The sequence below is a fragment of the Pseudochelatococcus lubricantis genome (assembly GCF_011762225.1).
Lineage (GTDB): Bacteria > Pseudomonadota > Alphaproteobacteria > Rhizobiales > Beijerinckiaceae > Pseudochelatococcus > Pseudochelatococcus lubricantis.
In genome coordinates this window covers 337,521-361,139 of sequence record NZ_JAASQI010000001.1, presented here as the reverse complement: position 1 = coordinate 361,139, position 23,619 = coordinate 337,521, and the positions used below count along the sequence as shown (strand labels likewise).

The 23,619-nt window shown below is 64.9% G+C and carries 23 protein-coding genes, 1 tRNA gene and 1 riboswitch; of the genes, 11 read left to right on the top strand and 13 right to left on the bottom strand.

Annotation, left to right across the window (positions count from 1 at the left end):
- Positions 1-43: 43 nt before the first annotated feature.
- Entirely contained in the window at positions 44-1,021 is a 978-nt protein-coding gene (gene mbfA / locus FHS82_RS01525) for an iron exporter MbfA (protein WP_166947997.1), read from the bottom strand.
- A 367-nt stretch (positions 1,022-1,388) separates the two neighbouring features.
- On the opposite strand from mbfA, the gene FHS82_RS01520 reads away from it, so the two are divergent.
- Together FHS82_RS01520 and FHS82_RS01515 are read left to right on the top strand one after the other, a co-directional pair.
- Complete coding sequence (locus FHS82_RS01520) at positions 1,389-1,895, top strand: TIGR00645 family protein (protein ID WP_166947994.1); 507 nt, start codon at positions 1,389-1,391, stop codon at positions 1,893-1,895.
- Between the two features lie 807 nt (positions 1,896-2,702).
- Complete coding sequence (locus FHS82_RS01515) at positions 2,703-2,978, top strand: hypothetical protein (RefSeq protein ID WP_166947992.1); 276 nt, start codon at positions 2,703-2,705, stop codon at positions 2,976-2,978.
- 777 nt (positions 2,979-3,755) lie between these two features.
- On the opposite strand, the gene FHS82_RS01510 is transcribed toward FHS82_RS01515, so the two are convergent.
- Both FHS82_RS01510 and FHS82_RS01505 read right to left on the bottom strand, forming a co-directional pair.
- Positions 3,756-4,703: an ABC transporter substrate-binding protein gene (locus FHS82_RS01510; protein ID WP_166947989.1), complete on the bottom strand. Its 948-nt coding sequence runs from the start codon at positions 4,701-4,703 to the stop codon at positions 3,756-3,758.
- Positions 4,704-4,779: 76 nt separating this feature from the next.
- Positions 4,780-5,529 (bottom strand): ABC transporter permease, encoded by a 750-nt coding sequence (locus FHS82_RS01505; RefSeq protein WP_166947987.1) that lies wholly within the window; start codon positions 5,527-5,529, stop codon positions 4,780-4,782.
- Positions 5,530-5,703: 174 nt separating this feature from the next.
- A riboswitch (TPP riboswitch) is annotated at positions 5,704-5,806 on the bottom strand.
- A gap of 300 nt (positions 5,807-6,106) precedes the next feature.
- Here FHS82_RS01505 and FHS82_RS01495 point away from each other — a divergent pair.
- Positions 6,107-6,607: a GNAT family N-acetyltransferase gene (locus FHS82_RS01495; protein ID WP_166947983.1), complete on the top strand. Its 501-nt coding sequence runs from the start codon at positions 6,107-6,109 to the stop codon at positions 6,605-6,607.
- A 145-nt stretch (positions 6,608-6,752) separates the two neighbouring features.
- On the opposite strand, the gene FHS82_RS01490 is transcribed toward FHS82_RS01495, so the two are convergent.
- On the bottom strand, positions 6,753-7,088 hold the full coding sequence (locus tag FHS82_RS01490) for a GIY-YIG nuclease family protein (protein WP_166947981.1): 336 nt from the start codon (positions 7,086-7,088) through the stop codon (positions 6,753-6,755).
- Between the two features lie 138 nt (positions 7,089-7,226).
- Between FHS82_RS01490 and FHS82_RS01485 the strand changes: the two genes are divergently transcribed.
- On the top strand, positions 7,227-7,856 hold the full coding sequence (locus tag FHS82_RS01485) for a DUF2239 family protein (RefSeq protein ID WP_166947979.1): 630 nt from the start codon (positions 7,227-7,229) through the stop codon (positions 7,854-7,856).
- 140 nt (positions 7,857-7,996) lie between these two features.
- Here the strand turns inward: FHS82_RS01485 and FHS82_RS01480 are convergent.
- The 8 genes from FHS82_RS01480 to coxB form a co-directional block, all read right to left on the bottom strand.
- Positions 7,997-8,072 (bottom strand) — tRNA-Thr (locus FHS82_RS01480).
- A gap of 137 nt (positions 8,073-8,209) precedes the next feature.
- Entirely contained in the window at positions 8,210-9,055 is an 846-nt protein-coding gene (locus tag FHS82_RS01475; RefSeq protein ID WP_166947977.1) for an SURF1 family protein, read from the bottom strand.
- A gap of 15 nt (positions 9,056-9,070) precedes the next feature.
- Entirely contained in the window at positions 9,071-9,925 is an 855-nt protein-coding gene (locus FHS82_RS01470) for a cytochrome c oxidase subunit 3 (RefSeq protein WP_166947975.1), read from the bottom strand.
- Between the two features lie 41 nt (positions 9,926-9,966).
- Entirely contained in the window at positions 9,967-10,581 is a 615-nt protein-coding gene (locus FHS82_RS01465) for a cytochrome c oxidase assembly protein (RefSeq protein ID WP_166947973.1), read from the bottom strand.
- 16 nt (positions 10,582-10,597) lie between these two features.
- Positions 10,598-10,807, bottom strand: a complete 210-nt coding sequence (locus tag FHS82_RS01460) for a hypothetical protein (RefSeq protein ID WP_166947498.1) — start codon at positions 10,805-10,807, stop codon at positions 10,598-10,600.
- Positions 10,804-11,766 (bottom strand): heme o synthase, encoded by a 963-nt coding sequence (locus FHS82_RS01455; protein ID WP_166948881.1) that lies wholly within the window; start codon positions 11,764-11,766, stop codon positions 10,804-10,806. Before FHS82_RS01455 ends, FHS82_RS01460 begins: the two co-directional genes overlap by 4 nt.
- 78 nt (positions 11,767-11,844) lie before the next feature.
- The gene (gene ctaD, locus FHS82_RS01450) at positions 11,845-13,461 is read right to left on the bottom strand and encodes a cytochrome c oxidase subunit I (protein WP_166947971.1); all 1,617 of its coding nucleotides are present in this window, start codon (positions 13,459-13,461) and stop codon (positions 11,845-11,847) included.
- Positions 13,462-13,515: 54 nt separating this feature from the next.
- Positions 13,516-14,376: a cytochrome c oxidase subunit II gene (coxB, locus tag FHS82_RS01445; protein ID WP_166947969.1), complete on the bottom strand. Its 861-nt coding sequence runs from the start codon at positions 14,374-14,376 to the stop codon at positions 13,516-13,518.
- Positions 14,377-15,029: 653 nt separating this feature from the next.
- Here coxB and FHS82_RS01440 point away from each other — a divergent pair.
- From FHS82_RS01440 to ctrA, 7 genes are all read left to right on the top strand, one after another.
- Positions 15,030-15,530 carry an invasion associated locus B family protein gene (locus tag FHS82_RS01440; RefSeq protein WP_246225023.1) on the top strand — a complete coding sequence of 167 codons (501 nt, stop codon included), beginning with the start codon at positions 15,030-15,032 and terminating at the stop codon, positions 15,528-15,530.
- Between the two features lie 134 nt (positions 15,531-15,664).
- Entirely contained in the window at positions 15,665-16,267 is a 603-nt protein-coding gene (locus tag FHS82_RS01435) for a hypothetical protein (protein WP_166947965.1), read from the top strand.
- A gap of 36 nt (positions 16,268-16,303) precedes the next feature.
- Positions 16,304-17,431, top strand: coding sequence for a glycine cleavage system aminomethyltransferase GcvT (gene gcvT / locus FHS82_RS01430; protein ID WP_166947963.1), 1,128 nt, complete (start codon positions 16,304-16,306; stop codon positions 17,429-17,431).
- Positions 17,432-17,482: 51 nt separating this feature from the next.
- A complete protein-coding gene (gcvH, locus tag FHS82_RS01425; RefSeq protein WP_166947961.1) occupies positions 17,483-17,863 on the top strand; it encodes a glycine cleavage system protein GcvH in 381 nt (126 codons plus the stop codon).
- Positions 17,864-17,935: 72 nt separating this feature from the next.
- Positions 17,936-19,276, top strand: coding sequence for an aminomethyl-transferring glycine dehydrogenase subunit GcvPA (gene gcvPA, locus FHS82_RS01420; RefSeq protein WP_166947959.1), 1,341 nt, complete (start codon positions 17,936-17,938; stop codon positions 19,274-19,276).
- Positions 19,276-20,835: an aminomethyl-transferring glycine dehydrogenase subunit GcvPB gene (gene gcvPB, locus FHS82_RS01415; protein WP_166947957.1), complete on the top strand. Its 1,560-nt coding sequence runs from the start codon at positions 19,276-19,278 to the stop codon at positions 20,833-20,835. The genes gcvPA and gcvPB overlap by 1 nt, the downstream gene beginning before the upstream one ends.
- 479 nt (positions 20,836-21,314) lie before the next feature.
- Complete coding sequence (ctrA, locus tag FHS82_RS01410) at positions 21,315-22,016, top strand: response regulator transcription factor CtrA (RefSeq protein ID WP_166947956.1); 702 nt, start codon at positions 21,315-21,317, stop codon at positions 22,014-22,016.
- A gap of 116 nt (positions 22,017-22,132) precedes the next feature.
- Here ctrA and FHS82_RS01405 read toward each other — a convergent pair whose 3' ends face one another.
- Positions 22,133-23,605, bottom strand: a complete 1,473-nt coding sequence (locus FHS82_RS01405) for an extracellular catalytic domain type 1 short-chain-length polyhydroxyalkanoate depolymerase (RefSeq protein WP_166947954.1) — start codon at positions 23,603-23,605, stop codon at positions 22,133-22,135.
- Between the last annotated feature and the right edge of the window lie 14 nt (positions 23,606-23,619).

The window sequence follows — 23,619 nt, the reverse complement described above, 5'->3', positions numbered from 1 at the left end:
GGCCAGCGTCCAGGCATCTTGAATGTCGGAGGCGGCAGGAAGCTTATCCGCCGCCAATAAGCACCCCCGCGGCGAAGACCAACGCGCCGCCCAGCACGACCTGAAACGCGGCGCGGAGGAATGGCGTTTCCATGTAGCGGTTCTGGATCCAGGCGATAGTCCAAAGCTCGATGAAGACCACGAGGACGGCGATCGCAGTCGCGGTCCAGAAATCGGGGATCAGGTAGGGCAGCGCGTGCCCCAGTCCTCCCAGCGCGGTCATCACCCCGGAGGCAAGGCCGCGCTTCCACGGGCTACCGCGGCCTGACAGAACGCCGTCATCGTGCGCCGCCTCGGTGAAGCCCATCGAGATCCCCGCCCCGACGCTGGCGGCAAGGCCGACCAGGAAGGTCGTCCCGCTGTCCTGGGTGGCGAAGGCGGTGGCGAAAATCGGCGCCAGCGTCGAGACCGAACCATCCATCAGCCCTGCCAGTCCCGGTTGCACCCAGGTCAGGATGAACTGCCGCCTCTCGGTGAAGTCCTCGGCGGCTTTGGCATCCGCGCCCAGATGGGCAATCTCCAGAGCCTCGGCCGTTTTCTCGTGGCCGGCTTCGGCCGCGGCCAGATCGCCCAGCAGCTTGCGCGTCGCTGCGTCCATGGTCCGGCCGGCGGCGTGGATGTAGAAGGCTTCGGCTTCCTTCTCCATGGCCGCCGCCTCGCCGCGGATCGTGTCCAGAGAGAGATTGGCCGACAGCCAGACCGGCTTGCGCGTGTAGTAGCCCGCCACATGTTCGCGCCGGATCAGCGGGATGACCGGGCCGAATCTCGCCTCGTGCAGGTCGATCAGGCTGCGGCGGTGGTCGTCCTCCTCGGCGGCCATGCCCTCGAAGATCGCCGCGGTGTCGGGATAGTCGCCCCGCAGCTTTTCGGCATACTGGCGGTAGATGCGGGCATCGTCCTCCTCGGAGGATATGGCGAGCGCAAGAATCTCCTGCTCGTTCAGGTCCGAGAAACGACGACGGGAAGACAGGGCGGTCAGCACGACAGGCTCCATTTTAGAATTATTCTATAATAGGCGAGAGCACCGCAATTGCCAAGCTGCTTGTGCACGGCACAATAGAGCCTTCGCGAAAGCGGTTGAAAGCCGCACGCTTTCGGACAATACCGGTGTGGAGGTCGAGGCAGTCGGTCTACGGCGTCACCCGGAACGACAGACTCGTCGGCTAACTCAGCATATCTCCCGGATACTCTCGGCGAGCTGGACGTCGACCCCGTCGCCGGAACAGGGCGCGCACCACAACCTTCCGCGAAGCGCGGTGTCATACGGGTCGCATAGGAAGCCCGTACACGGTGACGGCTGCCCGCGCCGGATCGGACTGGTGGGGGCGCCGATATCGCGGAGAGTTCGCATGCTGGAGTCGGGCATCAAGCGTTTGCTGTTTGCAAGCCGGTGGCTGCTGGTGCCGTTCTACCTGGCGCTGGTCGTCGCCCTGATCGCGTTGCTGATCACGACGATCAAGGAACTGCTGGACTTCTTGCCTCTCATCTTGTCCTTGCCGCCGTCATACATGGTGCTGCGCGTCCTCACGATCATCGATCTGGCCTTTATCGGCGCGCTGGTCGTCATCGTCATCTTCTCGGGCTACAAGAACTTTGTCTCCACCAGAGCTGCGGACGAGCGGAACAGCTCTCCGGAGTGGATGGGCCAGATCGATTTCACCGGCCTCAAACTGAAGCTGATGTCATCCATCGTGGCTATTTCGTCCATTCAGTTGCTGAAGAACTTCATGGATGTGAGTCTTTACTCGGACAGGGAACTGGCCTGGATGGTGGGGCTGCACTTCGTGTTCGTTTTGACAGGTCCACTGCTGGCCGTGATCGAACGGCTATCGGGCGGCGACCGAAACGGGACCTGAAACAAGGCACGCCGCGGCACAGAACACCCCGCCGCAGTTCTGCGTTTTCGGGAATCGCGGCCGGTTGCCCTCTGCCGCCTGTCCCGGCAGCACTTCCCGATCCAACATGGTGAGCGGCGATTACAGTAGCGCCGGCCTCGACCTCTGGTCTGAGCGAATTACAACCAAATTCCAGAATGCTCGTTATAGTTGTATCGCTCCATTGGGCGCTGTTAGCTTTTTAATAAAGTATTCACCATCGCGGATATGCATACTCTATTCTTTATCAGCCATGCTATGCGCTCCTGAATTCATTTTTTGCTTTGACATACTGAAAGAATCAGGCAGCATTCTCTTGGGGGCCAATCAACGAGATTGCTATGATACCCGAAAATCACAGGAGACCTTGGACCGATGCAGAAAAAAAGCGACTTCAAGACCTCGCCGCCGCCAACACCCCTACCCGCATGATCAGCATCGAACTGGGCCGGTCCGAAGATTCGATACGTGTGAAAGCGGCTGCGGAAGGTATCCCCTTGAAAAGGACAAACCGAAAATCAGGCGAGACAACAACCTGACAACGGTTCCGTTCTAGCTCCGGAATACAGGCGGCCAGCCCTGACCGGCCGTCGTTTTCTCCGGGACAGGCTTCGGACACCGGTAAACCCCGCGCAGTGCGGGGTTGAAGCACACACAGCGGCGCCGGCTTCGCATCGGCCGCCCTGTGGTCATGGCGCGGAGATCTGCGGCCCTGCCATGCTGACTGAATGCTGGACTCTCGTCGCGGTTCGATTACGCTCCCGGCGTCAATCGATCAGGAGTAACCGAATGAGCGATCAGAACAGCAAGATTTCCCATCTCTTCACCGAACTGACTGCACTCCGCATTGTGGTTCAGGGGCTTGTCGGCAGAAGAGCTCTTGAAACCAATGATCCGCGGCTCTTCATCGAGAATCTGAAAGCCGCCTCCATAGACGATCTTTCGCGCGCCAGCTTTTCAGAAGCGGTCGCAGAACACGACAATGCAATCAGGGATGGCGTTCGCGAAGAGATTGAACGCTTCCTCGGCGCACTGAATTTTCCGCAGAGAGCGGGGAACCCGTAAGCCGCGCCCACACACCGGGGCCTTTTCATCAACAGATCCCGGCTTCGAGATCAGGCGCATTCATCAAGCAAAGCAATGACGCTTCTCGACAAGAGCAACTCCAGCAAAAGCAGACGCTGCGCTTGCGCCCGGAAATATGTAAAAACAAAATGACAGGCTATTTTTGCGTTTCGGCGAAACGTAGAAGTGGCCAGGCGTAACCTGTCGAGAAGCGTCCCGGTCTGCTCGCCTCCGCTTGCGGAAACAACAGTCCCTCGCGACAGCTCCATCCTCGCCCGCGCCTTTGCTGCGCGGGGCCGGATGTGAGGGCGGCCATGCCTCGCGGTGTTGGCCGCCCCTATATCGCCATAGAAGGGCTGTTCACTCACCGGATAAGGAGAGGGAGGAGGCTCGCCATGAGATTTCCACGTCTTCTGCGCAGCATGGCTGTCATCGTCGCCGGTGTACTGCTATCCGGATGCGTCTCGTATGGATACGGCCCGGGGCCGGTCTATCATGACGGCTATGGCAGAGTTTATAGCGAGCGGTATGCCTACCCGGCACCCCGCGTCGTCCCGGCGCCGCGATATCGTTACCAGCGCCAAGACTACAGGCCACGGCCGGGCTACTATTATCAGCCGCGCGTCTACCGCGCTCGTCCTGTATATGGGCCGCGGCCAGGCTACTACTATCGAGGCCGTTACGGGTATTGGCGCTGAACGGCGAGAACCATGACGCGGCCGCGCGGACGGCGGCGCGCCCCGCATAAGGGCCGCCGGCTGCGGCAGCGAGGCACGTTCAGCGAACGTCGATATTGATATCGTCGAGCGAGGGCGCCTTCCCGATCAGCCCCTGCTCAACGAGAAACGCGCCGAAGCGTTCGTAGCGTCGCCGGTCGAGCGCGGCGGGACGCCGGGCGAAGCGCGGCAGCGTATCGAACCACGCCCGGCGGTTAAGCTCGTTATCGAGGTCCGGATAGGCGGCAACGAACAGTTTCCGCGCTTCCTCCGGATGATTGGTCAGATAAAGCGTTGCATCCTCGACTGCGGCAAGAAAGCGGGGCAGGCGGTCGTCCCCCTCCAGCGCCCGGCGCGTAACGAGGATGAGTTCGTCATAGGTCGGCACACCGTGCTCTTCGGGATAGAATATCCGGCCTTCACGCCCCTCCAGCCGCATTTGCGTCAGCTCGAAATTGCGGTAGCTGCCAACGGTCGCATCCACCTTGCCGCCGATGAGCGCCGGGGTAAGCGCGAAGTTGACGTTGACCAGTTCGACGTCATCCATGACAACGCCGGCGCTGGAGAGCATCCTGCCGAGAAGCGCTGTCTCGAAGCCCGACACCGAATAGCCGATTTTCCTGCCCTTGAGATCGGCCAGCGTCCTGACCGGGCCATCGGCAAGGACGGTTATACCGTTCAGGGGCGTTTCCACGAGCGTCGCGAAGCGGACGATGGGCAGGCCGGCCGCATGGTCGAGATAGAGCGACGGCTGGTAATGAACGCCGACGTCGGCCTGGCCAGCGGCCACGAGACGCGGCACGGACGACGGATCGGAGGGAGCAACGAGTTCGACATCGAGCCCGGCCTTTTCGAACAGCCCCAGACGGTCAGCGACAACGAGGGGCGCATGGTCCGGGTTGACGAACCATTCGAGCAGGACTGTCAGCTTGTCCGCCGCACGGGTGGGGGTACTCACGGCCAGCGCCAGAGCGCCGAGCGCGATGGCGAGCAGGGGGATTTTTCTCATCGGTTCCTCCTTTGATGCGAAAACGGGTCGACGGGGCGCTCCCGCAGTCGGCGCCCGGGTTTCAGGAAGCAGAGCGTCACGACTCCTGCTCATGCGCCCACGGCGCGACGCGGCGGGCCACCTCGTCGACAAGCGCACGCAGCGCGAGACTGAGCGCCGCGATGATCGCCATCGCAGCGAAGGCTGTCGCCGTCTGCATACGGGCATTCGCCTGCCCCATCACGAAACCGAGGCCGGCCGAGGCTCCCACCCATTCGCCGACGACCGCGCCGAGCGGGGCAAGCGGCGCCGCAACGCGCAAGCCCGTCATCAGCGCCGGCAGGGCGAGCGGCACGCGGATATCGACCAGCGTCCGCCAATGGCTGGCGCCAGTGAGCGCCGTTGCATCGAGAATGTCGCGATCGACACGGCGCAGGCCATCGGCAAAGGCCGAGGCGACGGGGAAGAAGATGATGATCGTCGTCATAACCACTTTCGACAGCATGCCGAAACCGAACCAGACGACCAGCAGGGGGGCGATGACGAAAACCGGCAGGGCCTGCAGCACGAGCAGCATCGGCCATACAAGCCGCCCGAGTCTTGGCACCGCGGCGACAAAGAACGCCGCCAGCACGCCGAAGCTCGTGCCGAAAACGAAGCCGAGCGCGATTTCCGTCACCGTCGTCAGGCTGTGACGGGCAAGATAGCCCGCTTGTGCGCCGAACACGGCAGCGACGTCGGCCACGGACGGCAGGATGTAACGGGGAGGCTGGAACACCCAGACCGCGCCCTGCCAGACGAGAATCAGCGCGATCAGGGTGCGCAACGCCGCGCCGGTCCGCGCCATGCCGTTCAACGCCTCGCGCGCGGGTGGCCGGGGTCGGCGAAGGGGCGAAAAGACAGAAAAACCACGACATCGACTCCGCATCAGCCGCGCGGCGCGAACCGGCCAGAGCCTTGCCGCGCCAGTGACGATCCGGATTGTCCAATGCCAGGAAAAGGATATGGGCCGCCGCTTGTGCAGAGCGGGGCTTTCCGTTCCTACGCCGGTACGAACCGGATCAGGTTCAAGGGTCCGGCTCGCCGCCATCTCAGCACCGTTCGGTGCACCCCTCGGATAAGCAGAGCATTGGGTCAGGGCATGAAGGAAGTCAAGCCCCCGCCCGTACGAAAGCATTGGCACCAACCACCTGAGCGATCATGACAATTTTGGGGAAAGTGGCGCCGCTTGCGTGACCGCTGACCGCGCCGCCAAGGGCTTGATATCGTTAATGCCCGAGACGGGGAGCAGGACAGCACGATGTCCCGCTTGTGCCTGGAGCGCGTTCCGATCAGAATTCGCTCAAAATTCGGCAGCCCATATCACATCTTGAAACGCGGACGCATTGCCGTACACGCGCAACTTGACAATCAAGGAACATAACATGCTGATCCGAAACGAAATCGCCAGTGACACCCCGGCGATCCGTGCGGTTGTGACCGAGGCCATGCGGATGCTGCCGCAATCCACCGGAACCGAGGCGGCCATCGTTGACAGGCTGCGGGCAGAGGATGCCCTTACCCTGTCGCTCGTGGCCGAAGACGGTAGTGAGGTGGTCGGCTATCTCGCCGCCTCGAAGGCGCGGATTGGATCGCAGGACGGCTGGGGCCTGATCGGCCCCCTTGCGGTCTTGCCGTCGAGGCACCGGCAGGGGATCGGCAGCGCCCTGATGGCCGAGGCGATCCTTCGATTGAGGGCGACCTGCCCGGGCGCGACCTTGGTAGGCGACCCCGGATATTATGGTCGTTTCGGCTTCAGGGCGTTTCCGGGGTTGCGGATAGATGGCTGCCCGTCAGAGGTAGTTCAGGCCTTGCCGTTCGATGCCACTGAACCGAGCGGCGAAGTGATCCATCACGCCGCATTCGGTCTGGATCAACAAGGTTGACAGCAGCCAGGGCCGCACATTTGACAGCGTGGCTCCAGCGCCCGCATTTCATCGCACACCCGGCTATTAGGCCTGAACTCTGATGAAGGCCATGCCAATAACCGCGCGGTGACCGCCCGGGATTGGCGCGAAAGACTTGCCGTGCTCACATAGCTTTGGCGTTCAGCTTCGTTCGCCAGTGGAGCGCTCGCTCCTTCAGGTTCTTGTCGCGTATATAAGGAGACTCATCGGTTTCGATTTTTTCAATGACCTCGAAATTGAAATGAGCTTCGCCGTATTGACGCCACGCGGCCAGCAAATCCGGTCTTGGATGAGTACCTTGCCGAAGTGCGAACCATATGCGTGTCTGGATGGTTTCTATATCGGGCCATTGGCCGATCCAGATATCACCAGAGACGGCAGAGCGAATGGCATAAACACCACCCACCACCTTGCGCTCCTTGTAGGCGGCAACTGCCGCCTTCCTCTTTTCGCTGTTCATCTTAATACCCCGATCAATTCCCGATTCCGCAAACGGCCTCGCCGAGAAGCGCACCGGCAGCGATAATATTATCCGGGTTATATTGACGCAAGAATTTTATCCGGGTATTTAATGCCCGTGATCATATGGAGTTGACCAGTGCCTGACTATCTCTCGAAACCCTGCACCGCATTCGACGGTTATCGGCTGCTATTGTCCGGGCCGTTGATCGAGGTCGCCCTCGCTGTAAAAGCGACGATCGAAACCGACGCCACGCGCGCAGTTCTGGTGTTCGACGATTTGACGGGACGTGTAATTGATCTTGATCTGCGCGGCTCCAAGGCCGAGATCATTGAAAGGCTATCGCGTTCCGCGCAGCAATCTGCCGAGCATTCTGCGGCTCGATCGAGCGAACCATCAGAGTTGCCAAGGGCAGACGCTTCGGAACCACGAGGGCGGGGACGGCCAAAATTAGGCGTGGTGGCCCGTGAGGTGACCTTGCTGCCGCGACAATGGGATTGGCTGGCGGCGCAACCGGGCGGCGCCTCCGCCGTTCTCCGGCGGCTCGTTGATGAAGCCAAACGAAATGGCGGTTCCCGGCAACGACGAATTGCGCAGGAGGCTGCCTACCAATTCATGTTAGGGATCGCCGGCGACTTGCCAAATTATGATGAGGCTGCTCGTGCCCTTTTCGCAGATGATCGCAAGATGCTGGAGCATTGTGTCGCTGAGTGGCCGGGAGATATCGCAACCCATCTCATTCGCCTCGCCTTCGAAGCGCGCCCGTAGCTGGCGTCGCTTCGGCGATTCGTCGCCCAACACCATGTGCATCTCGTCTACCTGAAGCGGGGCAACCTTCATCCCCTGAAGGGCCTTACCGGCGTTACACCGAGCGCGATGGCTATCTATCGGAATTTTTTCGGGAGTTTTGGTGCCGCTTAGGTGACTCGAACACCTGACCCCATCATTACGAATGATGTGCTCTACCAACTGAGCTAAAGCGGCCAACCATTCCGATAACGGCACAGTACGCCTATGGCGCATCCGTCATCGCTATGCATGTTGTGCTTTTACCTTTCCTGTGCTGCGGGTCAAGCGGGAAATATCGTTTTCCACACCTGACCGGCTGCATTCCACGCGAGTCACCCTTCTCGTGGCGGCCGGCGCTCCTTGTCGGCGAGATACCGGCGCGCGTAGAGCGTGAAGACGGCCGCAAGCGTCACGGCGAGCCCGAACCACGTGAAGGCATAGTCGAGATGGTTGTTCGGAAAGCTGACCACCGTCAGCCCGCCGCGTGGCCAGGCCGCAGTGCCCTCGCCGGTTGCCTCGACGGCGTCGATCAGGAAAGGCGCCACGCGCGTCATCCCCGTGGCACGGGCGATGGCCTGCGGATCGCGTGTGAACCACTCACCTGCCTCCGGCACATCCGCCGGCACGAACCAGCCGCGCTCCTGTGGCGCGCGCAGCAGACCTGTCACCGTGACCGCGCCGTCACGGCGGTCGCCGTCGGACCACTGGCGGAATGCCGCCGCGTCCTGCTTCAGCTCCACCGGTATGAAACCGCGGTTGACGATGATGATGCTGCCGTCGGCCTGCTTCAGCGGTGTCAGCACGAAATAGCCCATCAGCGCGCTGCCGCCGCCGCGTCTGTCGAGCTGCGCATTGCCGTGGACATAGACCTGCAGGTCGTAAAGATACCCGCCCGTCGCGGTGATTGGGCGGTACTCCGCCTCGTCGCGCTGCCACGCCGCCCATTCGGCCTCCGCCGGCGCGGGAACGGGCGCGGCATGCGTGCGCGCCTCGATGCGGGCGATCAGCGCCTCTTTCCACGCCAGCCTCTGAAGCTGCCAGACACCGAGCACGACGAGGATGATCACGCCGGCGAGCGTGAAGATGCCAGGCGCCAGCAGGGCCCGCCACGCCGGCCCGTCCGAAGCCGCGCTGCCGGCGGCGGATGGTTGCCGTTTCTCCGTCCGCCGCTCGTCCATGGTCGGCCGACGGTCTCAGTGGCCGCCGCTGCCGCCGGAACCCCACACGTAGATCGCCACGAACAGGAACAGCCACACCACGTCGACGAAGTGCCAGTACCACGCCGCAAACTCGAAACCGAGATGCTGCGTCCGCGTGAAATGTCCGAGATAGACCCGCAGCAGGCAGACCGCGAGGAAAATCGTGCCGATGATTACGTGCGCGCCGTGGAAGCCCGTCGCCATGAAGAACGTCGCGCCGTAGATGTTGCCGGAAAAGCCGAACGTCGCGTGGCCGTACTCATAGGCCTGCACGAACGTGAACAGCACCGCGAGCGCGACCGTCAGCCACAGCGCCTGCTTCAGTCCCTCGCGGTCGTCCTCCAGCAGCGCGTGGTGCGCCCACGTCACCGTGGTGCCGGAAGTGAGCAGGATGAGGGTGTTGAACAGCGGCAGGTGCCAGGGATCGAGCGTCTCGATGCCCTGCGGCGGCCAGTGCCCGCCGGTCACCTCCGCGCGCTGGAACTGGATGGCCTCGCCCGGGAACAGGCTGGCATCGAAGAAGGCCCAGAACCACGCCACGAAGAACATCACCTCGGAGAGGATGAACAGGATCATGCCGTAGCGGTGATGGATCTGCACCACGCGGGTATGGTCGCCACGCTGCGCTTCGGTGATCACGTCCGTCCACCACGCGGCCATCGTATACAGCACGCCGATGATGCCCGCGCCGAACACGTAGGGGCCGATGTGCAGCCCGCCGAGCGCCAGGCTCTTCATGGTCATGATGCCGCCCACCGCGAGGATGAACGCGCTGAAAGAACCGATGACCGGCCAGGGGCTCGGGTCGACGAGATGGTAATCGTGATGTTTCGCGTGAGCCTGAGCCATGATTTTCCGGTCTCCGAATTCGTCGCTGGCGCCTCGCGGCATCACAGCCTTTTCCGCCCTGCAGAATCGTTGATGGATGCCGACGATGACAGGGGTTTGCCGTCCTTAACCGGGAACATGGTGTAGGAAAGCGTGATCGAGTCGAGCCCCTTCAGGTCACGCTCGTTGTCGAGATCGGCATCAATAAAGAATACCACCGGGGCGATGATCGTCTCGCCCGGCCCCAGCGTCTGTTCCTCGAAGCAGAAACAGTCGAGCTTCACGAAGTACTGCCCCACCTGATCGGGCTGCACGTTGTAGGTGGCGACGCCGGTCACCGGCTTGTCGCTCCTGTTCGTCAGCTCGTAGAACACGGTGTGCGTTTCCCCGAGCCGCACCGTCACCACGGGCGTCTCCGGCACGATCCGCCACGGAATGGAGGGCGACACATTGGCGTCGAACCGCACCGCGATGCGCCTGTCGGACACGCTGCCGTCGGACTTGACGCCCGCCACAGGCGTGCCGGCGAAGCCCGTCACCTGGCAGAACAGCCGGTAGAGCGGCACCGACGCGAACGCGAGGCCCAACATGCCCGCGACCACGCCCACGCAGACGAGCGCCGTGCGGCGCGCCCTGACGGAAAGTTCGCGATGCGTTTGCGGCTCCTGTTCGCTCATGTCCCCTCGCAGGCCGTCACAGCGGCCGGTTGAAAACGTTTGAACCCAGCCGGGCAATGGTCAGGATATAGAACAGCACGAACAGCCCGCCCAGCGCGAGTCCGATGGCGACGTTGCGCGCGCGCTGGCGGCGGCGCTCCTCCGGAGACAGCCGCACACCCTCCGGCGCGCCTGCCGGCACTGTCTTGTCCGCACCCTGCTTGCCATGCGTCGCTCCGCCACTCACAGCAGATGCCCTCCCGAAATGGCGCCAAGGCCCGGAACCAGCCTGCCCAGCGCATGCTCCGCGAGCAGGGCGGCGAACAACAGGAAAAGATAAAGGATCGAGAAGCCGAACAGGCGCCACGCCGTCCTCACGCCGACGGCGTTCAGACTGGCGGCATCCCCCCCGCGCCGCCAGAGCCGGAACGCCAGCCATAGCATGCCCGCGCCGCCGAAGCCCGCCACCGCGGCGTAGAGCGCATGGCCCGAACCGAGCCACACAGGCAGCGTCGCCACCGGCACCAGCACCAGCGTGTAGAGCAGGATCTGCAGCCGCGTCGACGCCTGCCCGACGACGTTCGGCATCATCGGCACACCGGCGCGCGCGTAGTCTTCCGACTTGACGAGCGCCAGCGCCCAGAAATGCGGCGGCGTCCACAGCAGGATGATCAGGAACAGCACCAGACCGTCCACGCTCACCGAGCCGGTGACGGCCGCCTCGCCGATCATGGGCGGAAACGCCCCCGCCGCACCGCCGATCACGATGTTCTGCGGCGTCGAGCGCTTCAGCCAAACGGAGTAGATCACCGCATAGAAGAAGATGGTGAAGGCGAGAAACGCCGCGGCGAACCAGTTGGTGGCGATGCCGAGCACGAAGACGGCGCCGCACGCCAGGATCATGCCGAAGGTGAAGGCCTCATCCGGCGTGATGCGCCCGGCCGGGATAGGCCGGTTGCGCGTGCGCATCATCACCGCGTCGATATCGGCGTCCCACCACATGTTGAGGCAGCCGGAGGCGCCGGCCCCGACCGCGATGGCGAGCAGCGCGATCGCCCCCACCACCGGATGCACGGTTCCCGGCGCCACCAGCATGCCGACGAGCGCCGTGAACACCACCAGCGACATGACGCGCGGCTTCAGCAGCGAAACGAAGTCGCCGACGCTCCCCGTCGAGACAAGCGGGGGCTGGACGGGCGACGCCATCGCCCGTTCCTGCTGCGGCCATCCATCCGTTACAACCGTCATCATCAACTATCCGCCAAACCGCAACCGTCTGCCCGTTCAGTGACCGCCGCCCGAGATGCGCGGCAGCGTCTCGAACTGGTGGAACGGAGGCGGCGATGACAGCGTCCATTCCAGCGTCGTCGCACCCTCGCCCCACGGATTGTCCGCCGCGCGCTCCTTGCGAGCATACGCGACCCACAGCCCGTAGAAGAAGACGCCGAGGCTGAGGGCGAAGATGTAGGAGCCGAGCGAGGCCACAAAGTGCCATCCCGCGAAGGCGTCCGGGTAGTCGACATAGTGGCGCGGCATGCCGGCGAGCCCGAGGAAGTGCATCGGGAAGAACAACACGTTGGCGCCGATGAAGGCCATCCAGAAGTGCAGCCTGCCAATCCAGTCCGGGATGACGTAGCCGAACATCTTCGGGAACCAGTAGTACCAGGCGGCGAAGATGCCGAACACCGCGCCGAGCGACAGCACGTAGTGGAAGTGCGCGATCACGTAGTAGGTGTTGTGAAGCTCGCGATCGATGCCCGCGTTCGCCAGCACGACGCCGGTCACGCCGCCCACCGTGAACAGGAAGATGAAGCCGATCGCCCACACCATGGGCGCGGTGAAGCGGATGGAGCCGCCCCACATCGTGGCTATCCACGAGAAGACCTTGATGCCCGTCGGCACCGCGATCACCATGGTCGCGAACACGAAGTAGCGCTGCGTGTCGAGCGACAGGCCGACCGTATACATGTGGTGCGCCCAGACGATGAAGCCGACGACGCCGATCGCCACCATCGCGTAGGCCATGCCGAGATAGCCGAAGATCGGCTTGCGCGAGAAGGTCGACACGATGTGCGAGATCACGCCGAAGGCCGGCAGGATCATGATGTACACTTCCGGGTGTCCGAAGAACCAGAACAGATGCTGGTAGAGCACCGGGTCGCCGCCACCCGCGGGGTCGAAGAACGTCGTGCCGAAGTTGCGGTCGGTGAGCAACATGGTGATGGCGCCCGCCAGCACCGGCAGCGAGATGAGCAGCAGGAAGGCCGTCACCAGCATGCCCCAGGCGAAGAGCGGCATCTTGTGCAGCGTCATGCCCGGCGCGCGCATGTTCAGGATCGTGGTGATGAAGTTGATCGCGCCCAGGATCGACGACGCGCCCGCGATATGCAGCGCGAGGATGCCGAAGTCGAACGACGGACCCGGATGGCCGGACACGGAGAGCGGCGGATAGGCCGTCCAGCCGCCACCGAAGCCAAGGCTGCCCGGAGCACCCGGCACGAACATGGAGATGACGAGCAGCGAGAACGCAGCCACCAGCAGCCAGAACGAGATGTTGTTGAGGCGCGGGAAGGCCATGTCGGGCGCGCCGATCATGATCGGGATGAACCAGTTGCCGAAGCCGCCGATCAGCGCCGGCATGACGACGAAGAACACCATGATCAGCCCGTGGCCAGTCACGACCACGTTGAAAAGCTGCCCGTTGGAAAAGAGCTGCAGGCCGGGGGACTGCAATTCGATACGCATCAGGATGGACAGCGCCCCACCGACGAGCCCCGCGCTGAGCGCGAAGATGAGGTACAGCGTGCCGATGTCCTTGTGGTTGGTCGAGAGCACCCAGCGCCGCCAGCCCGTCGGATGCGCGTGCTCATGCGCGTCATGCGCCGTTACTGTAGAAGCCATGGTCAAGCTCCTCCTTGGAATGTTCCGCCCGCGGCGTTCCTGGATGGTTTCAGTCTATCGTGAAGCCAGCCGGCTGGCGACCATCGTCGGCCGGCCGTTATTATCGTTGGCCGCGAATTTCGTCTTCGCCTCCGCCAGCCATTCCGCATAGCGCTCCTCGCTGACGATGCGGATGGCGATCGGCATGAAGGCGTGGTTCTGGCCGCAGATCAGCGAGCACTGTCCGTAGTAGATGCCTTCCTTCTCCGCCTTGAACCAGGTTTCGTTCAGGCGCCCGGGAATGGCGTCGATCTTGAGTCCGAAGGACGGCATCGCGAAGGCGTGGATCACGTCGGCGGCCGTCACCTGCACGCGGACGGTCTTGTTGACCGGCAACACCAGCTCGTTGTCAACGGCGAGCAGGCGCGGCTGTCCGGCCTGAAGCTGGTCCGCGGGAATGTAATTGGAATCGAAGCCGAAGCCGCCGCCCTGGTCCTCGGGATAGTCGTAGGTCCAGTACCACTGATGCGCCGTCACCTTGACGGTGATGTCGCTCGGCGGAAGGATGAGCTGCTGGCGCAGGAGCTTGAAGGACGGCACGGCGATCACGACGAGGATCAGCACCGGCACCACGGTCCACGCCACCTCCAGAAGCGAGTTGTGCGAGAACCGCGACGGGGTGGGGTTGGCCTTCTCGTTGTAACGCAGGATCACGATCAGCAGCAGCGCCGCCACGAAGGCCACAATCAGGCCGATGATCCACAACAGAAGGTTATGGAAATCATGCATGGCGTGCGCGACTTCCGTCACCGGCGTCTGCAGGCTGATCTGCCACGGCGAAGGCTGGCCCTCGGCCGCTTGCGCCTGCCCGGCCATAGCCCCGACACCCGCGATCAGCGCCGTCAGCGACCGCAAACGAAAAAACGTCTTGCCCATCGTTCGTCCGATGCTCCCGTTAGCGGTGAGGCGAGCGATCCTCATCCCTTGTCCCTTGGGCCGGTTAACGCCGGACCGGTTATCCCGGCTGCCCGATTAAACAGCCTTCGACGCACGGGCAAGCGAGAATACCATCTCCCCTCCCCTGCTACTACTTTTGAGCTTTATCAAAGATCACAACAAAGCGCCCGGTGCAACAGGGATAAAGCGCCTTCGCGCGCCCTTAGCCGGCGCTTCCACGGCTTCCCACTCTGGAATGCTTGAAAAACATGAGCCTGGCCGTTCGGCCCGTCCGTCGGGCAGGAAGCGCTCCGGCGGCGGAGACGCCCGGCAAGGCCGGATGGCGGGCGATAACCGTGGTTAACCAGCCCCGAATCATATACCGATGCGAAGCAGTCCGGCGGATATGTGGTGGCGCGACACGATTTCCGCCTGAAATTCGGGCCAGGCGACGATTTCCTGAATTTACGCGGACGGGAAATGGTTCTATCTCTTCGCGTTCTCCCGGTGCGCCGGATGCGGCGACGCTCCGCATGCGGAGCGCCTTCACGCATGATCGTCCGTGCATCGAATCTTTTTCGGAGGGCGGATGCCGCCCTCCGGCAACGTGACCCAGACCCCAGGGAAGTGAGCGCATGTTGGAAGTGAAGCGCATGTTCCGCCCCATCGTCTCCGCCGTCGCGCTCGCCGGGCTCGTCTGCGCCGCCGGCACGCCGGCCGCCGCGCAGGGCGTGGTGCGCGCCACGCACGGCGAGTGGCAGCTACGGTGCGAGACGCCGCCCGGCGCATCGGCCGAACAATGCGCCCTGGTTCAAAATGTCGCAGCCGAGGACCGGCCCAATATCACCCTGCTGGTGATCGTGCTCAAGACCGCCGACAACAAGAGCCGCCTGCTGCGCGTCGTGGCGCCCCTCGGCGTGCTGCTGCCCGCCGGGCTCGGCCTGAAGATCGACCAGACGGATGTCGGCCGCGCGGGCTTCGTGCGCTGCCTCAACACCGGGTGCATCGCCGAAGTGGTGATGGACGACACCCTCCTCGGCCAGCTCAAGGCCGGCAAGACGGCCACCTTCATCGTGTTCCAGACGCCGGAGGAGGGCGTCGGCATCCCGGTCGCGCTCCAGGGCTTCAACGCCGGCTTCGACGCCCTGCCCTGATCCCCCCGCACGGGCGGCGGCGGCATGCGGCCGACCGGGAACACGTTTCGCGCCGGACATCCGTTGCGCGGCAATTTTATCCGCACCAGGGCGTGCGCCTTTCAGGTCCATGCCGCACAGTCGACGAGGCGACCATGATTGACACCGGATCACGCATCACCTCCCGCGGCACGAAAGCCGGCGTGCCGGTCCTGCGCCGGCTGCTGCCGGCCGCGGCGGTCGGCGCGGCGCTGCTGCTCGCCGGCTGCCAGTCCTCGGGAAGCGGCGCGGACGGCGGCGGTTCCAGCCTGAAGAACTTCCTGCTCTATGGCGGCGCCACCGTGCCGCCGGAAATGCCGCCGGATCCGGAGGTCATCGCCTGCCCGCGTTTTGACGTCTTCGAGGGCGGCTCGGCCGTGCGCTCGGGCGAGGGACGGTCGCTGCGCTATCAGCTCGCGATCCGGACGACGGCGCGCGAGTGCATTCCGCAGCCGGATGGCAGGCACACGGTGAACGTGGGCGTGGAGGTGCTGGCGCTGCTCGGCCCTACAGGCGGGCCCGGCACCTATTCCGCGCCGTTGCGCATCTCGATCAAGCGGGACAACACTGTTCTCTCCACCCGCACGCGGCAGGTCTCGATCACCATTCCGGCGGGCGAGGCGCAGGCCATGACGCGCATCGTGGAGGAAGGCTTCCCGCTGCCGGAGGATACGTCCAACGTGCTGATCGAGATCGGCCTAGGCGCGCCCCGGCGATAGGGCCCGTCGGCAGCCGGTATCAAAAAAGGGGGAACCATGGCGACCGACGATTTGCTGACCACTCCGATCTTCGCGCGTCACGAGGCGCTCGGCGCGCGCATCGTACCGTTCGCGGGCTACGCGCTGCCGGTCCAGTATCCGGACGGCATCCTCGCCGAGCATCGCCACACGCGCCAGGCGGCGAGCCTCTTCGACGTCTCGCACATGGGGCAGGCCACGCTCGCCGGCCCGGACCACGAGACGACGGCCCGCGCCCTGGAGGCCTGCGTGCCCGCCGACATCCTCGGCCTCGCGCCCGGCCGGCAGCGCTACACGCAGCTGCTCAACGAGCAGGGCGGCATCATTGATGACCTGATGGTAAGCCGCTCGGCCGATCCGTCCTCGGAAGGGCGCCTTTATCTTGTCGTCAATGCAGCGCGCAAGGAGGTCGACTTCCGCCACCTCGCGCTCAACCTGCCGGCGGCCGTGCGGCTCGTTCCCCACCCCGGCCGGGCACTGCTGGCGCTGCAGGGGCCGCTTGCCGTGGAGGTGATCGCGCGTTTCGCGCCCGCGCTGCGGGAGCAGCCGTTCATGGGCCTGGCGTCGGCGCGTATCGGCGACATAGAGGTGTCGGCGACGCGCTCGGGCTACACGGGCGAGGACGGCTTCGAGCTTTCGGTCGTCGCCGACCGGGCGGCGGCGCTGTGGGACCTGCTGCTCAATGAGCCGGAGGTGAAGCCCGCCGGGCTCGGTGCGCGCGATTCCTTGCGCCTTGAGGCCGGCCTCTGCCTCTACGGACACGACATCAACGAGGAAACCTCGCCCGTCGAGGCCGGCCTCGCCTGGTCGATCCAGAAACGCCGGCGCGAGGAAGGCGGCTTTCCCGGCCACCGCCGCATTCTGTCGGAGCTGCAAAACGGCACGCTGCGCAAGCGCGTCGGCATCCTGCCGCAGGGCCGCACGCCGGCGCGGGAAGGCACCGCCATCCACGACAGCAAGGGGGAACTCGTCGGCGAGGTCACCTCGGGCGGCTTCGGCCCCACCGTCAACGGGCCGATCGCCATGGGCTACGTCGTCAGCGATTGCGCGCGCGTCGGCACCCCGCTGGGGCTGGACGTGCGGGGCAAGACCATCGCCGGCACCGTCGTCCCGCTGCCGTTCGTCGCGCACAGCTACCGCCGATAAACAACGAAGAGCCGCACAGGCATCCGCCAACATGAGCTTCCGGAGAAAAGCATGACCGACATCCGTTACACCAAGGATCACGAATACATCCGCATCGACGACGGAGCCGTGGCGACGGTGGGCATCAGCGACCACGCCCAGTCCGCGCTCGGCGACGTGGTGTTCGTCGAGCTGCCCGAGATCGGGCGGGTGCTCAAGGCAGGCGAGGAAGCGGCCGTCGTCGAGAGCGTGAAGGCGGCAAGCGAGATCTTCGCGCCGGCTTCCGGCAAGGTCGTCGCCATCAACACGGCACTGGAGGAAAATCCCGCCATCGTCAACGAGGATCCGTTCGGCAACGGCTGGTTCTTCAAGATCGAGCTGGCCGACGCGGGCGAACTGGCGCAACTGCTCGACGAGGCCGCCTACACGGACTACATCCGCGATCTGGCCTGAACCCGCGATCGCGAAACCGCGTCCGGCGCGCGGTCTCCCGCCGACAGGTTCCCGCCAGAAAGGCTGTTTCCCATGCGTTACCTTCCGCTGTCAGACGCCGACCGCGCCGAGATGCTGGCGCGTATCGGCATCGATTCCATCGACGCCCTGTTCGCGGACATCCCGCAGGAGAACCGCCTGAGCGGCGACCTGCCGCTGCCGCGCCATCAGGGAGAGCTCGCCGTCGAGCGTCACCTGCGGGCGCTTGCCGGCCGCAACGTGCCGGCCGCCTCGGTGCCGTTCTTCGTGGGTGCGGGCGCCTATCGCCATCACGTGCCGGCCACGGTCGACCATCTCATCCAGCGGTCGGAATTCCTGACGAGCTACACGCCCTATCAGCCCGAGATCGCGCAGGGTACCCTGCAGATGCTGTTCGAGTTCCAGACGCAGGTGGCCGCGCTCACCGGCATGGAGGTCGCCAACGCCTCGATGTACGACGGCTCGACCGCGGCGGCCGAGGCCGTGCTGATGGCCCACCGCCTCACCCGCCGCGGCAAGGCGGTGCTGTCGGGCGGGCTGCATCCCCATTATGCGCAGGTCGTGCGCACCGTCTCGTCGCTGGGCGGCCATGCGACCGTCACGCTGCCGCCCGATGTCGCCGCGGGCGAGGATCTCGCGGCGCATATCGATGACGACACCTCCTGCGTCGTTGTGCAGACGCCCGATGTGTTCGGCAACCTGCGCGACCTGCGGGCGGTGGCGGAAGCCGCGCATGCACGCGGCGCGCTGCTCGTCGCCGTGTTCACGGAGGCGGTGTCCCTCGGGCTTGTCACGCCGCCCGGCGCGACGGGCGCGGATATCGTCGTCGGCGAGGGACAGTCGATCGGCAACGCGCTCAACTTCGGCGGCCCCTATGTCGGCCTGTTCGCCACGCGGACGAAGTACCTGCGCCAGATGCCGGGCCGCCTCGCCGGGCAGACGCTCGACGCCGACGGCCGGCGCGGCTTCGTGCTGACGTTGTCGGCGCGCGAACAGCATATCCGGCGCGAGAAGGCGACATCGAACATCTGCACCAACTCGGGCCTGTGCGCGCTCGCCTTCTCCATCCACGCCACACTGCTGGGGTCGGAGGGGCTGCGGCGGCTTGCGCTCGTCAACCACGCCAACGCGGTCGCGCTCGCCGAGGCGCTCGCCACCGTCGGCGGCGTCGCGGTGCTGAACGGCACCTTCTTCAACGAATTCACCGTGCGCCTGCCGCGCGCGGCCGCCGACGTCGTGGAGGAACTCGCCGGGCGCGGCATCCTCGCGGGCGTGCCGGTGTCGCGCCTGCTGCCGGACGCGGGGCTCGACGACCTGCTGCTCGTCGCCTCGACCGAACTCAACACGGCGGACGACCGCGCCGCGCTCGCGGACGGCCTCAGGGAGGTATTGTGATGCTGAACGATCAGGGCCGCCCCACTGCTCCCGTGCGGAACGGCGACGACAGCGACACGCGCGGCACCTTCACCGGCAACCGCGCGCTGGCGCAGGAGGAAGCGCTGATCTTCGAGATCGGCCGCGTCGGGACGACCGGTGTCGATATCGAGGAGCCCACCGCCTTCGCGCCGCGGCTGGGCGGGCTGGCGCGGCAGGACGGCATCGGCCTGCCGGGCCTCTCGGAGCCGGAGGCCGTGCGCCACTACGTGCGCCTCAGCCAGCAGAACTACGGCATCGATACGGGCCTCTTCCCGCTCGGCTCCTGCACGATGAAGCACAATCCACGCCTCAACGAGGCGCTGGCACGGCTGCCCGGCTTCGCCGACATTCACCCCCTGCAGCCGCTTTCCACCGTGCAGGGAGCACTGGCGCTGTTCGACGAGCTGTCCCGCTGGCTGCGGGAGCTGACGGGCGCCGAGGCCATCGCGCTGCCGCCCAAGGCGGGCGCGCACGGAGAGTTCTGCGGCATGGCCGCGATCAAGGCGGCAATCGCGGCGCGTGGCGAGGCGGCGACCCGCACTGTCGTGCTGGTGCCCGATTCCGCCCACGGCACCAATCCGGCGACGGCCGCGCTGCTCGGCTTCTCCGTGCGCCCCGTGCCGGCACGCGCGGACGGCACGGTGGATGCGGCAGCTGTCGCCGCGGCACTGGGGCCGGACGTGGCCGCCATCATGCTGACGAACCCCAACACCTGCGGCCTGTTCGAGCGCGACGTCCGGGCCATCGCCCATGCCGTGCACGAGGCCGGCGCCTTCTTCTATTGCGACGGAGCGAATTTCAACGCCATCATGGGCAAGGTGCGGCCGATGGACCTCGGCGTCGACGCCATGCACCTGAACCTGCACAAGACGTTTTCGACACCCCACGGCGGCGGCGGTCCCGGCGCGGGGCCGGTCGCGCTTTCCGGCCGGCTTGCGGCCTTCGCGCCCCTGCCCTACCTGAAACAGGACGGAGAGACGTTCACGCTGGTGGAGGATGAGGCGTCGGCGCGCGAGGCGGGTGCGGCGCCGCTCGGCCGCCTCACCGCCTTCCACGGGCAGGCGGGCGTGTTCGTGCGCGCGCTCGCCTTCATGCTGTCCCATGGTGCCGACGGCCTCCGGCAGGCGTCGGAAGACGCGGTGCTGAACGCCAACTACATCCGCGCCAGCCTCGGCAACCTGATGTCCGTCGCCTTCGACCGGCCAACGATGCACGAAGTGCTGTTCGACGACGCCTGGCTGAAGGGGACCGGCGTCACCACGCTCGATTTCGCCAAGGCGCTGATCGACGAGGGTTACCACCCGATGACGGTCTACTTCCCGCTCGTGGTTCACGGCGCGATGCTGGTGGAGCCGACGGAGAGCGAGTCGAAGGCCTCTCTCGACCTGTTCATCGCCACGCTGCGCGATCTCGCCCACAGCGCGCTGGCGGGCGAGACAGAGCGTTTCACCGGCGCCCCCCACTACGCGCCGCGCAGCCGGCTCGACGAAACCCGGGCGGCGCGCCAGCCCGTGCTGCGCTGGGCGCCCCCGCCCTGACGCCCCTGACGGAACCGCCGCAGCGCCGGCCCCGCCCGGCGCTGCCCGCAGATGTCCACATTCGTCAACGAATGATTCGTCTGTGTGCGGCGCGTCAACCTTTCATTTACCGCTGTCGTTAAGAATATCCCCCGACGCGGCTGACGCGGCCCATGCGACGTCCTGTCGGACGACCCATGGAGCGCGACGGCGGTGAAGTAATGAATCAATAGAATCGGTTAGCCCGATTCAGAACCTTGAAACGTCATGAAGCTCATTCGTGCCCATTTTTCCCGCATAGAGATTTACACCGAAAGAGTGAACCTCCCGCGTAAATAACTTGCCAGCACGAATCAGGGTTTGTTAACCATTACAGCATAGCGTTTCGGGTTGAAGTGGGATGAGACTGCGCGACGCCGCCGGGGACACCCGTCATTGGCGCCGATTGTCTCAGGGCCAACAGCACAGGGAGCCTCGGCAACGAGGTTAAGGACGAGGCCATGCGCGTATTGCTCATTGAGGACGACAGCGCTACCGCGCAAAGCATTGAATTGATGCTGAAGTCCGAAAATTTCAACGCCTATACGACTGATCTTGGCGAGGAAGGCGTCGACCTTGGCAAGCTCTACGACTACGACATCATCCTGCTCGATCTAAACCTTCCGGACATGTCGGGATACGAAGTCCTGCGCAGCCTGCGTGTCGCGAAGGTCAAGACGCCGATCCTGATCCTCTCCGGCCTCGCCGGCATCGAGGACAAGGTGAAGGGCCTGGGCTTCGGCGCCGACGACTATCTCACCAAGCCGTTCCACAAGGACGAACTCGTCGCGCGCATCCACGCCATCGTGCGCCGGTCGAAGGGTCACGCGCAATCCGTCATCACCACCGGCGATCTCGTCATCAACCTCGATGCCAAGACCGTCGAGGTCAGCGGCGCGCGGGTGCACCTGACGGGCAAGGAATACCAGATGCTGGAGCTGCTTTCCCTGCGCAAGGGAACGACGCTCACCAAGGAGATGTTCCTCAACCATCTTTACGGCGGCATGGACGAGCCCGAGCTGAAGATCATCGACGTGTTCATTTGCAAGCTGCGCAAGAAGCTCGCCAATGCTTCGGAGGGCACGAACTACATCGAGACGGTGTGGGGGCGCGGCTACGTGCTGCGGGACATCAGCCCGACGGAAGCGCGGATGGCCGGCTGAGTGGCGCGCCGGACAGGGGGCGCGATCGGTTCCGGCAACCGGAACATGCTGTTTTTAAGTATGAGTCTATCGGGAATATGAAGCAGTCCGGCGCAAATGCCGGCATCTCCGGAATCTTACTTGTCGCCTGAAAGTCCCAGCGCGCCGAGAACACGCAGGAACAGGCTCTTCCCGGCGTTGCGGTCGGGCGCCTCCGGCCGGACATCCCCGCTATCAGCCGATGGCTCCGCCGTCTCCGGACGTTGCGGCGCTTCATCCTTTTGCCCCCCGGCGCTTGCCTGCGCCGTGGGCAAGGGCACCGCGAGAGCCACGGGGAGAGCCACAGCCGCCGCCGGCGGCTCGGGTGGGGGCAGCGCTGTCGGCGCAGCCTCCTCCGGCGGCGCGGCGACGGCGGGTTCGCCCGCCGCCTGTTCCGCCTCGTGACGGCGCCCGGCTGCTCCGCCTTCCCGCAAGCGCAGCACGCGCGCGCCCTTGCCCCGCCTGCTACGCGAGGCAGGCAAAGCCGCCGAAGCGGCTGCGGGATGGCCGGCGACCTGCCGCTTGCCGCCGTCTGCGACCACGTGCGCGGGTTCCTCCAGCAGGCCGAAGAAGCGGGCAATTTCTTCCGTTGCAGAGAGGCCGATATCGGCGAAATGCGGCCCTGGCTGCTCATGGATGTCGGTGCGTCCGGCATCGATCGGCACGGCATGGCCGAGGTGCTCGATGGCCACCGCCTCGATCAGGATCTGCCCCTCGGCGCCACGCCAGCGCAACCGCCTGTTGCCCTTGATCTCGTCCTCATCGCTCGCCAGCTCGTCGAGGCCGTGCACGTTGGCCCATTGCTTGACGATCTCCATGGCGTTCGAGGGCCTCACCACATCGTCGGCGAGCCCTTGCCAGACGGCGATGCGCGGCCACTCCACGGCAATGCGGCTCTCCGTCAGGTCGCCAATCGGCGATGCCCGGCGAACGTCGTCGCCCCGCTCCTCCGGCGTGCGGCTGCTGCCCTCCATCATCACCTGCAGCGCCTCGTGCACCGTGGTGGCCGAGCGGTAGGGAAGCCCCGCAACGACGGCGCCGGCGGCGAACACTTCCGGATAGGCTGCCAGCATGACATTCGTCATGCCGCCGCCCGCGGAGAGGCCGGTGACGAATATCCGCTTGAGATCGATCTGATGCGCCTTCGTCATGAAGGTCACCATCTGCCTGACGGACGCGGCTTCCCCCGCGTCGCGCTCGATATCACTCACGCGGAACCAGTTGAAGCAGCGGCGGGGGTTGTTCTCGTTGCGCTGCTGCGCGAAAAGCACGGCGAAGCCCTCCCGCTCCGCCAGATACGACCAGCCGGAACCGCGGTCGTAACCCGCCGCGGTCTGGGTGCAGCCGTGCAGCACCACGACCAGCGGCGCGCCGGGCGGGAGATCGTGCGGGACATACTGAAACATACGCAGGTTGCCGGGATTGTCGCCGAAATGTTCGACTTCGGAGATGCGACAGCCTTCGTCGCTGCCGACCTCGCCATCATCCAGAAGATGCGGCAGCGAGAACAGCGTATCCCACTGCATCCGCCACAGGGCGAGATTGGCGGTCGTCGATGCAATTCCCGTCATGTTGCTCCATCTTT

Bases quoted from the DNA above. Each gene is read 5' to 3' on its own strand.
- coxB (WP_166947969.1), bottom strand. From the start codon at position 14,376: ATGGGCAAGACGTTTTTTCGTTTGCGGTCGCTGACGGCGCTGATCGCG.
- FHS82_RS01455 (WP_166948881.1), bottom strand. From the start codon at position 11,766: ATGGCGTCGCCCGTCCAGCCCCCGCTTGTCTCGACGGGGAGCGTCGGC.
- gcvPA (WP_166947959.1), top strand. From the start codon at position 17,936: ATGCGTTACCTTCCGCTGTCAGACGCCGACCGCGCCGAGATGCTGGCG.
- FHS82_RS01490 (WP_166947981.1), bottom strand. From the start codon at position 7,088: ATGAACAGCGAAAAGAGGAAGGCGGCAGTTGCCGCCTACAAGGAGCGC.
- FHS82_RS01495 (WP_166947983.1), top strand. From the start codon at position 6,107: ATGCTGATCCGAAACGAAATCGCCAGTGACACCCCGGCGATCCGTGCG.
- FHS82_RS01470 (WP_166947975.1), bottom strand. From the start codon at position 9,925: ATGGCTCAGGCTCACGCGAAACATCACGATTACCATCTCGTCGACCCG.
- FHS82_RS01465 (WP_166947973.1), bottom strand. From the start codon at position 10,581: ATGAGCGAACAGGAGCCGCAAACGCATCGCGAACTTTCCGTCAGGGCG.
- FHS82_RS01510 (WP_166947989.1), bottom strand. From the start codon at position 4,703: ATGAGAAAAATCCCCCTGCTCGCCATCGCGCTCGGCGCTCTGGCGCTG.
- gcvT (WP_166947963.1), top strand. From the start codon at position 16,304: ATGGCGACCGACGATTTGCTGACCACTCCGATCTTCGCGCGTCACGAG.
- FHS82_RS01520 (WP_166947994.1), top strand. From the start codon at position 1,389: ATGCTGGAGTCGGGCATCAAGCGTTTGCTGTTTGCAAGCCGGTGGCTG.
- FHS82_RS01505 (WP_166947987.1), bottom strand. From the start codon at position 5,529: ATGGCGCGGACCGGCGCGGCGTTGCGCACCCTGATCGCGCTGATTCTC.
- FHS82_RS01515 (WP_166947992.1), top strand. From the start codon at position 2,703: ATGAGCGATCAGAACAGCAAGATTTCCCATCTCTTCACCGAACTGACT.
- FHS82_RS01440 (WP_246225023.1), top strand. From the start codon at position 15,030: ATGTTCCGCCCCATCGTCTCCGCCGTCGCGCTCGCCGGGCTCGTCTGC.
- ctaD (WP_166947971.1), bottom strand. From the start codon at position 13,461: ATGGCTTCTACAGTAACGGCGCATGACGCGCATGAGCACGCGCATCCG.
- FHS82_RS01405 (WP_166947954.1), bottom strand. From the start codon at position 23,605: ATGACGGGAATTGCATCGACGACCGCCAATCTCGCCCTGTGGCGGATG.
- FHS82_RS01475 (WP_166947977.1), bottom strand. From the start codon at position 9,055: ATGGACGAGCGGCGGACGGAGAAACGGCAACCATCCGCCGCCGGCAGC.
- FHS82_RS01435 (WP_166947965.1), top strand. From the start codon at position 15,665: ATGATTGACACCGGATCACGCATCACCTCCCGCGGCACGAAAGCCGGC.
- gcvH (WP_166947961.1), top strand. From the start codon at position 17,483: ATGACCGACATCCGTTACACCAAGGATCACGAATACATCCGCATCGAC.
- gcvPB (WP_166947957.1), top strand. From the start codon at position 19,276: ATGCTGAACGATCAGGGCCGCCCCACTGCTCCCGTGCGGAACGGCGAC.
- ctrA (WP_166947956.1), top strand. From the start codon at position 21,315: ATGCGCGTATTGCTCATTGAGGACGACAGCGCTACCGCGCAAAGCATT.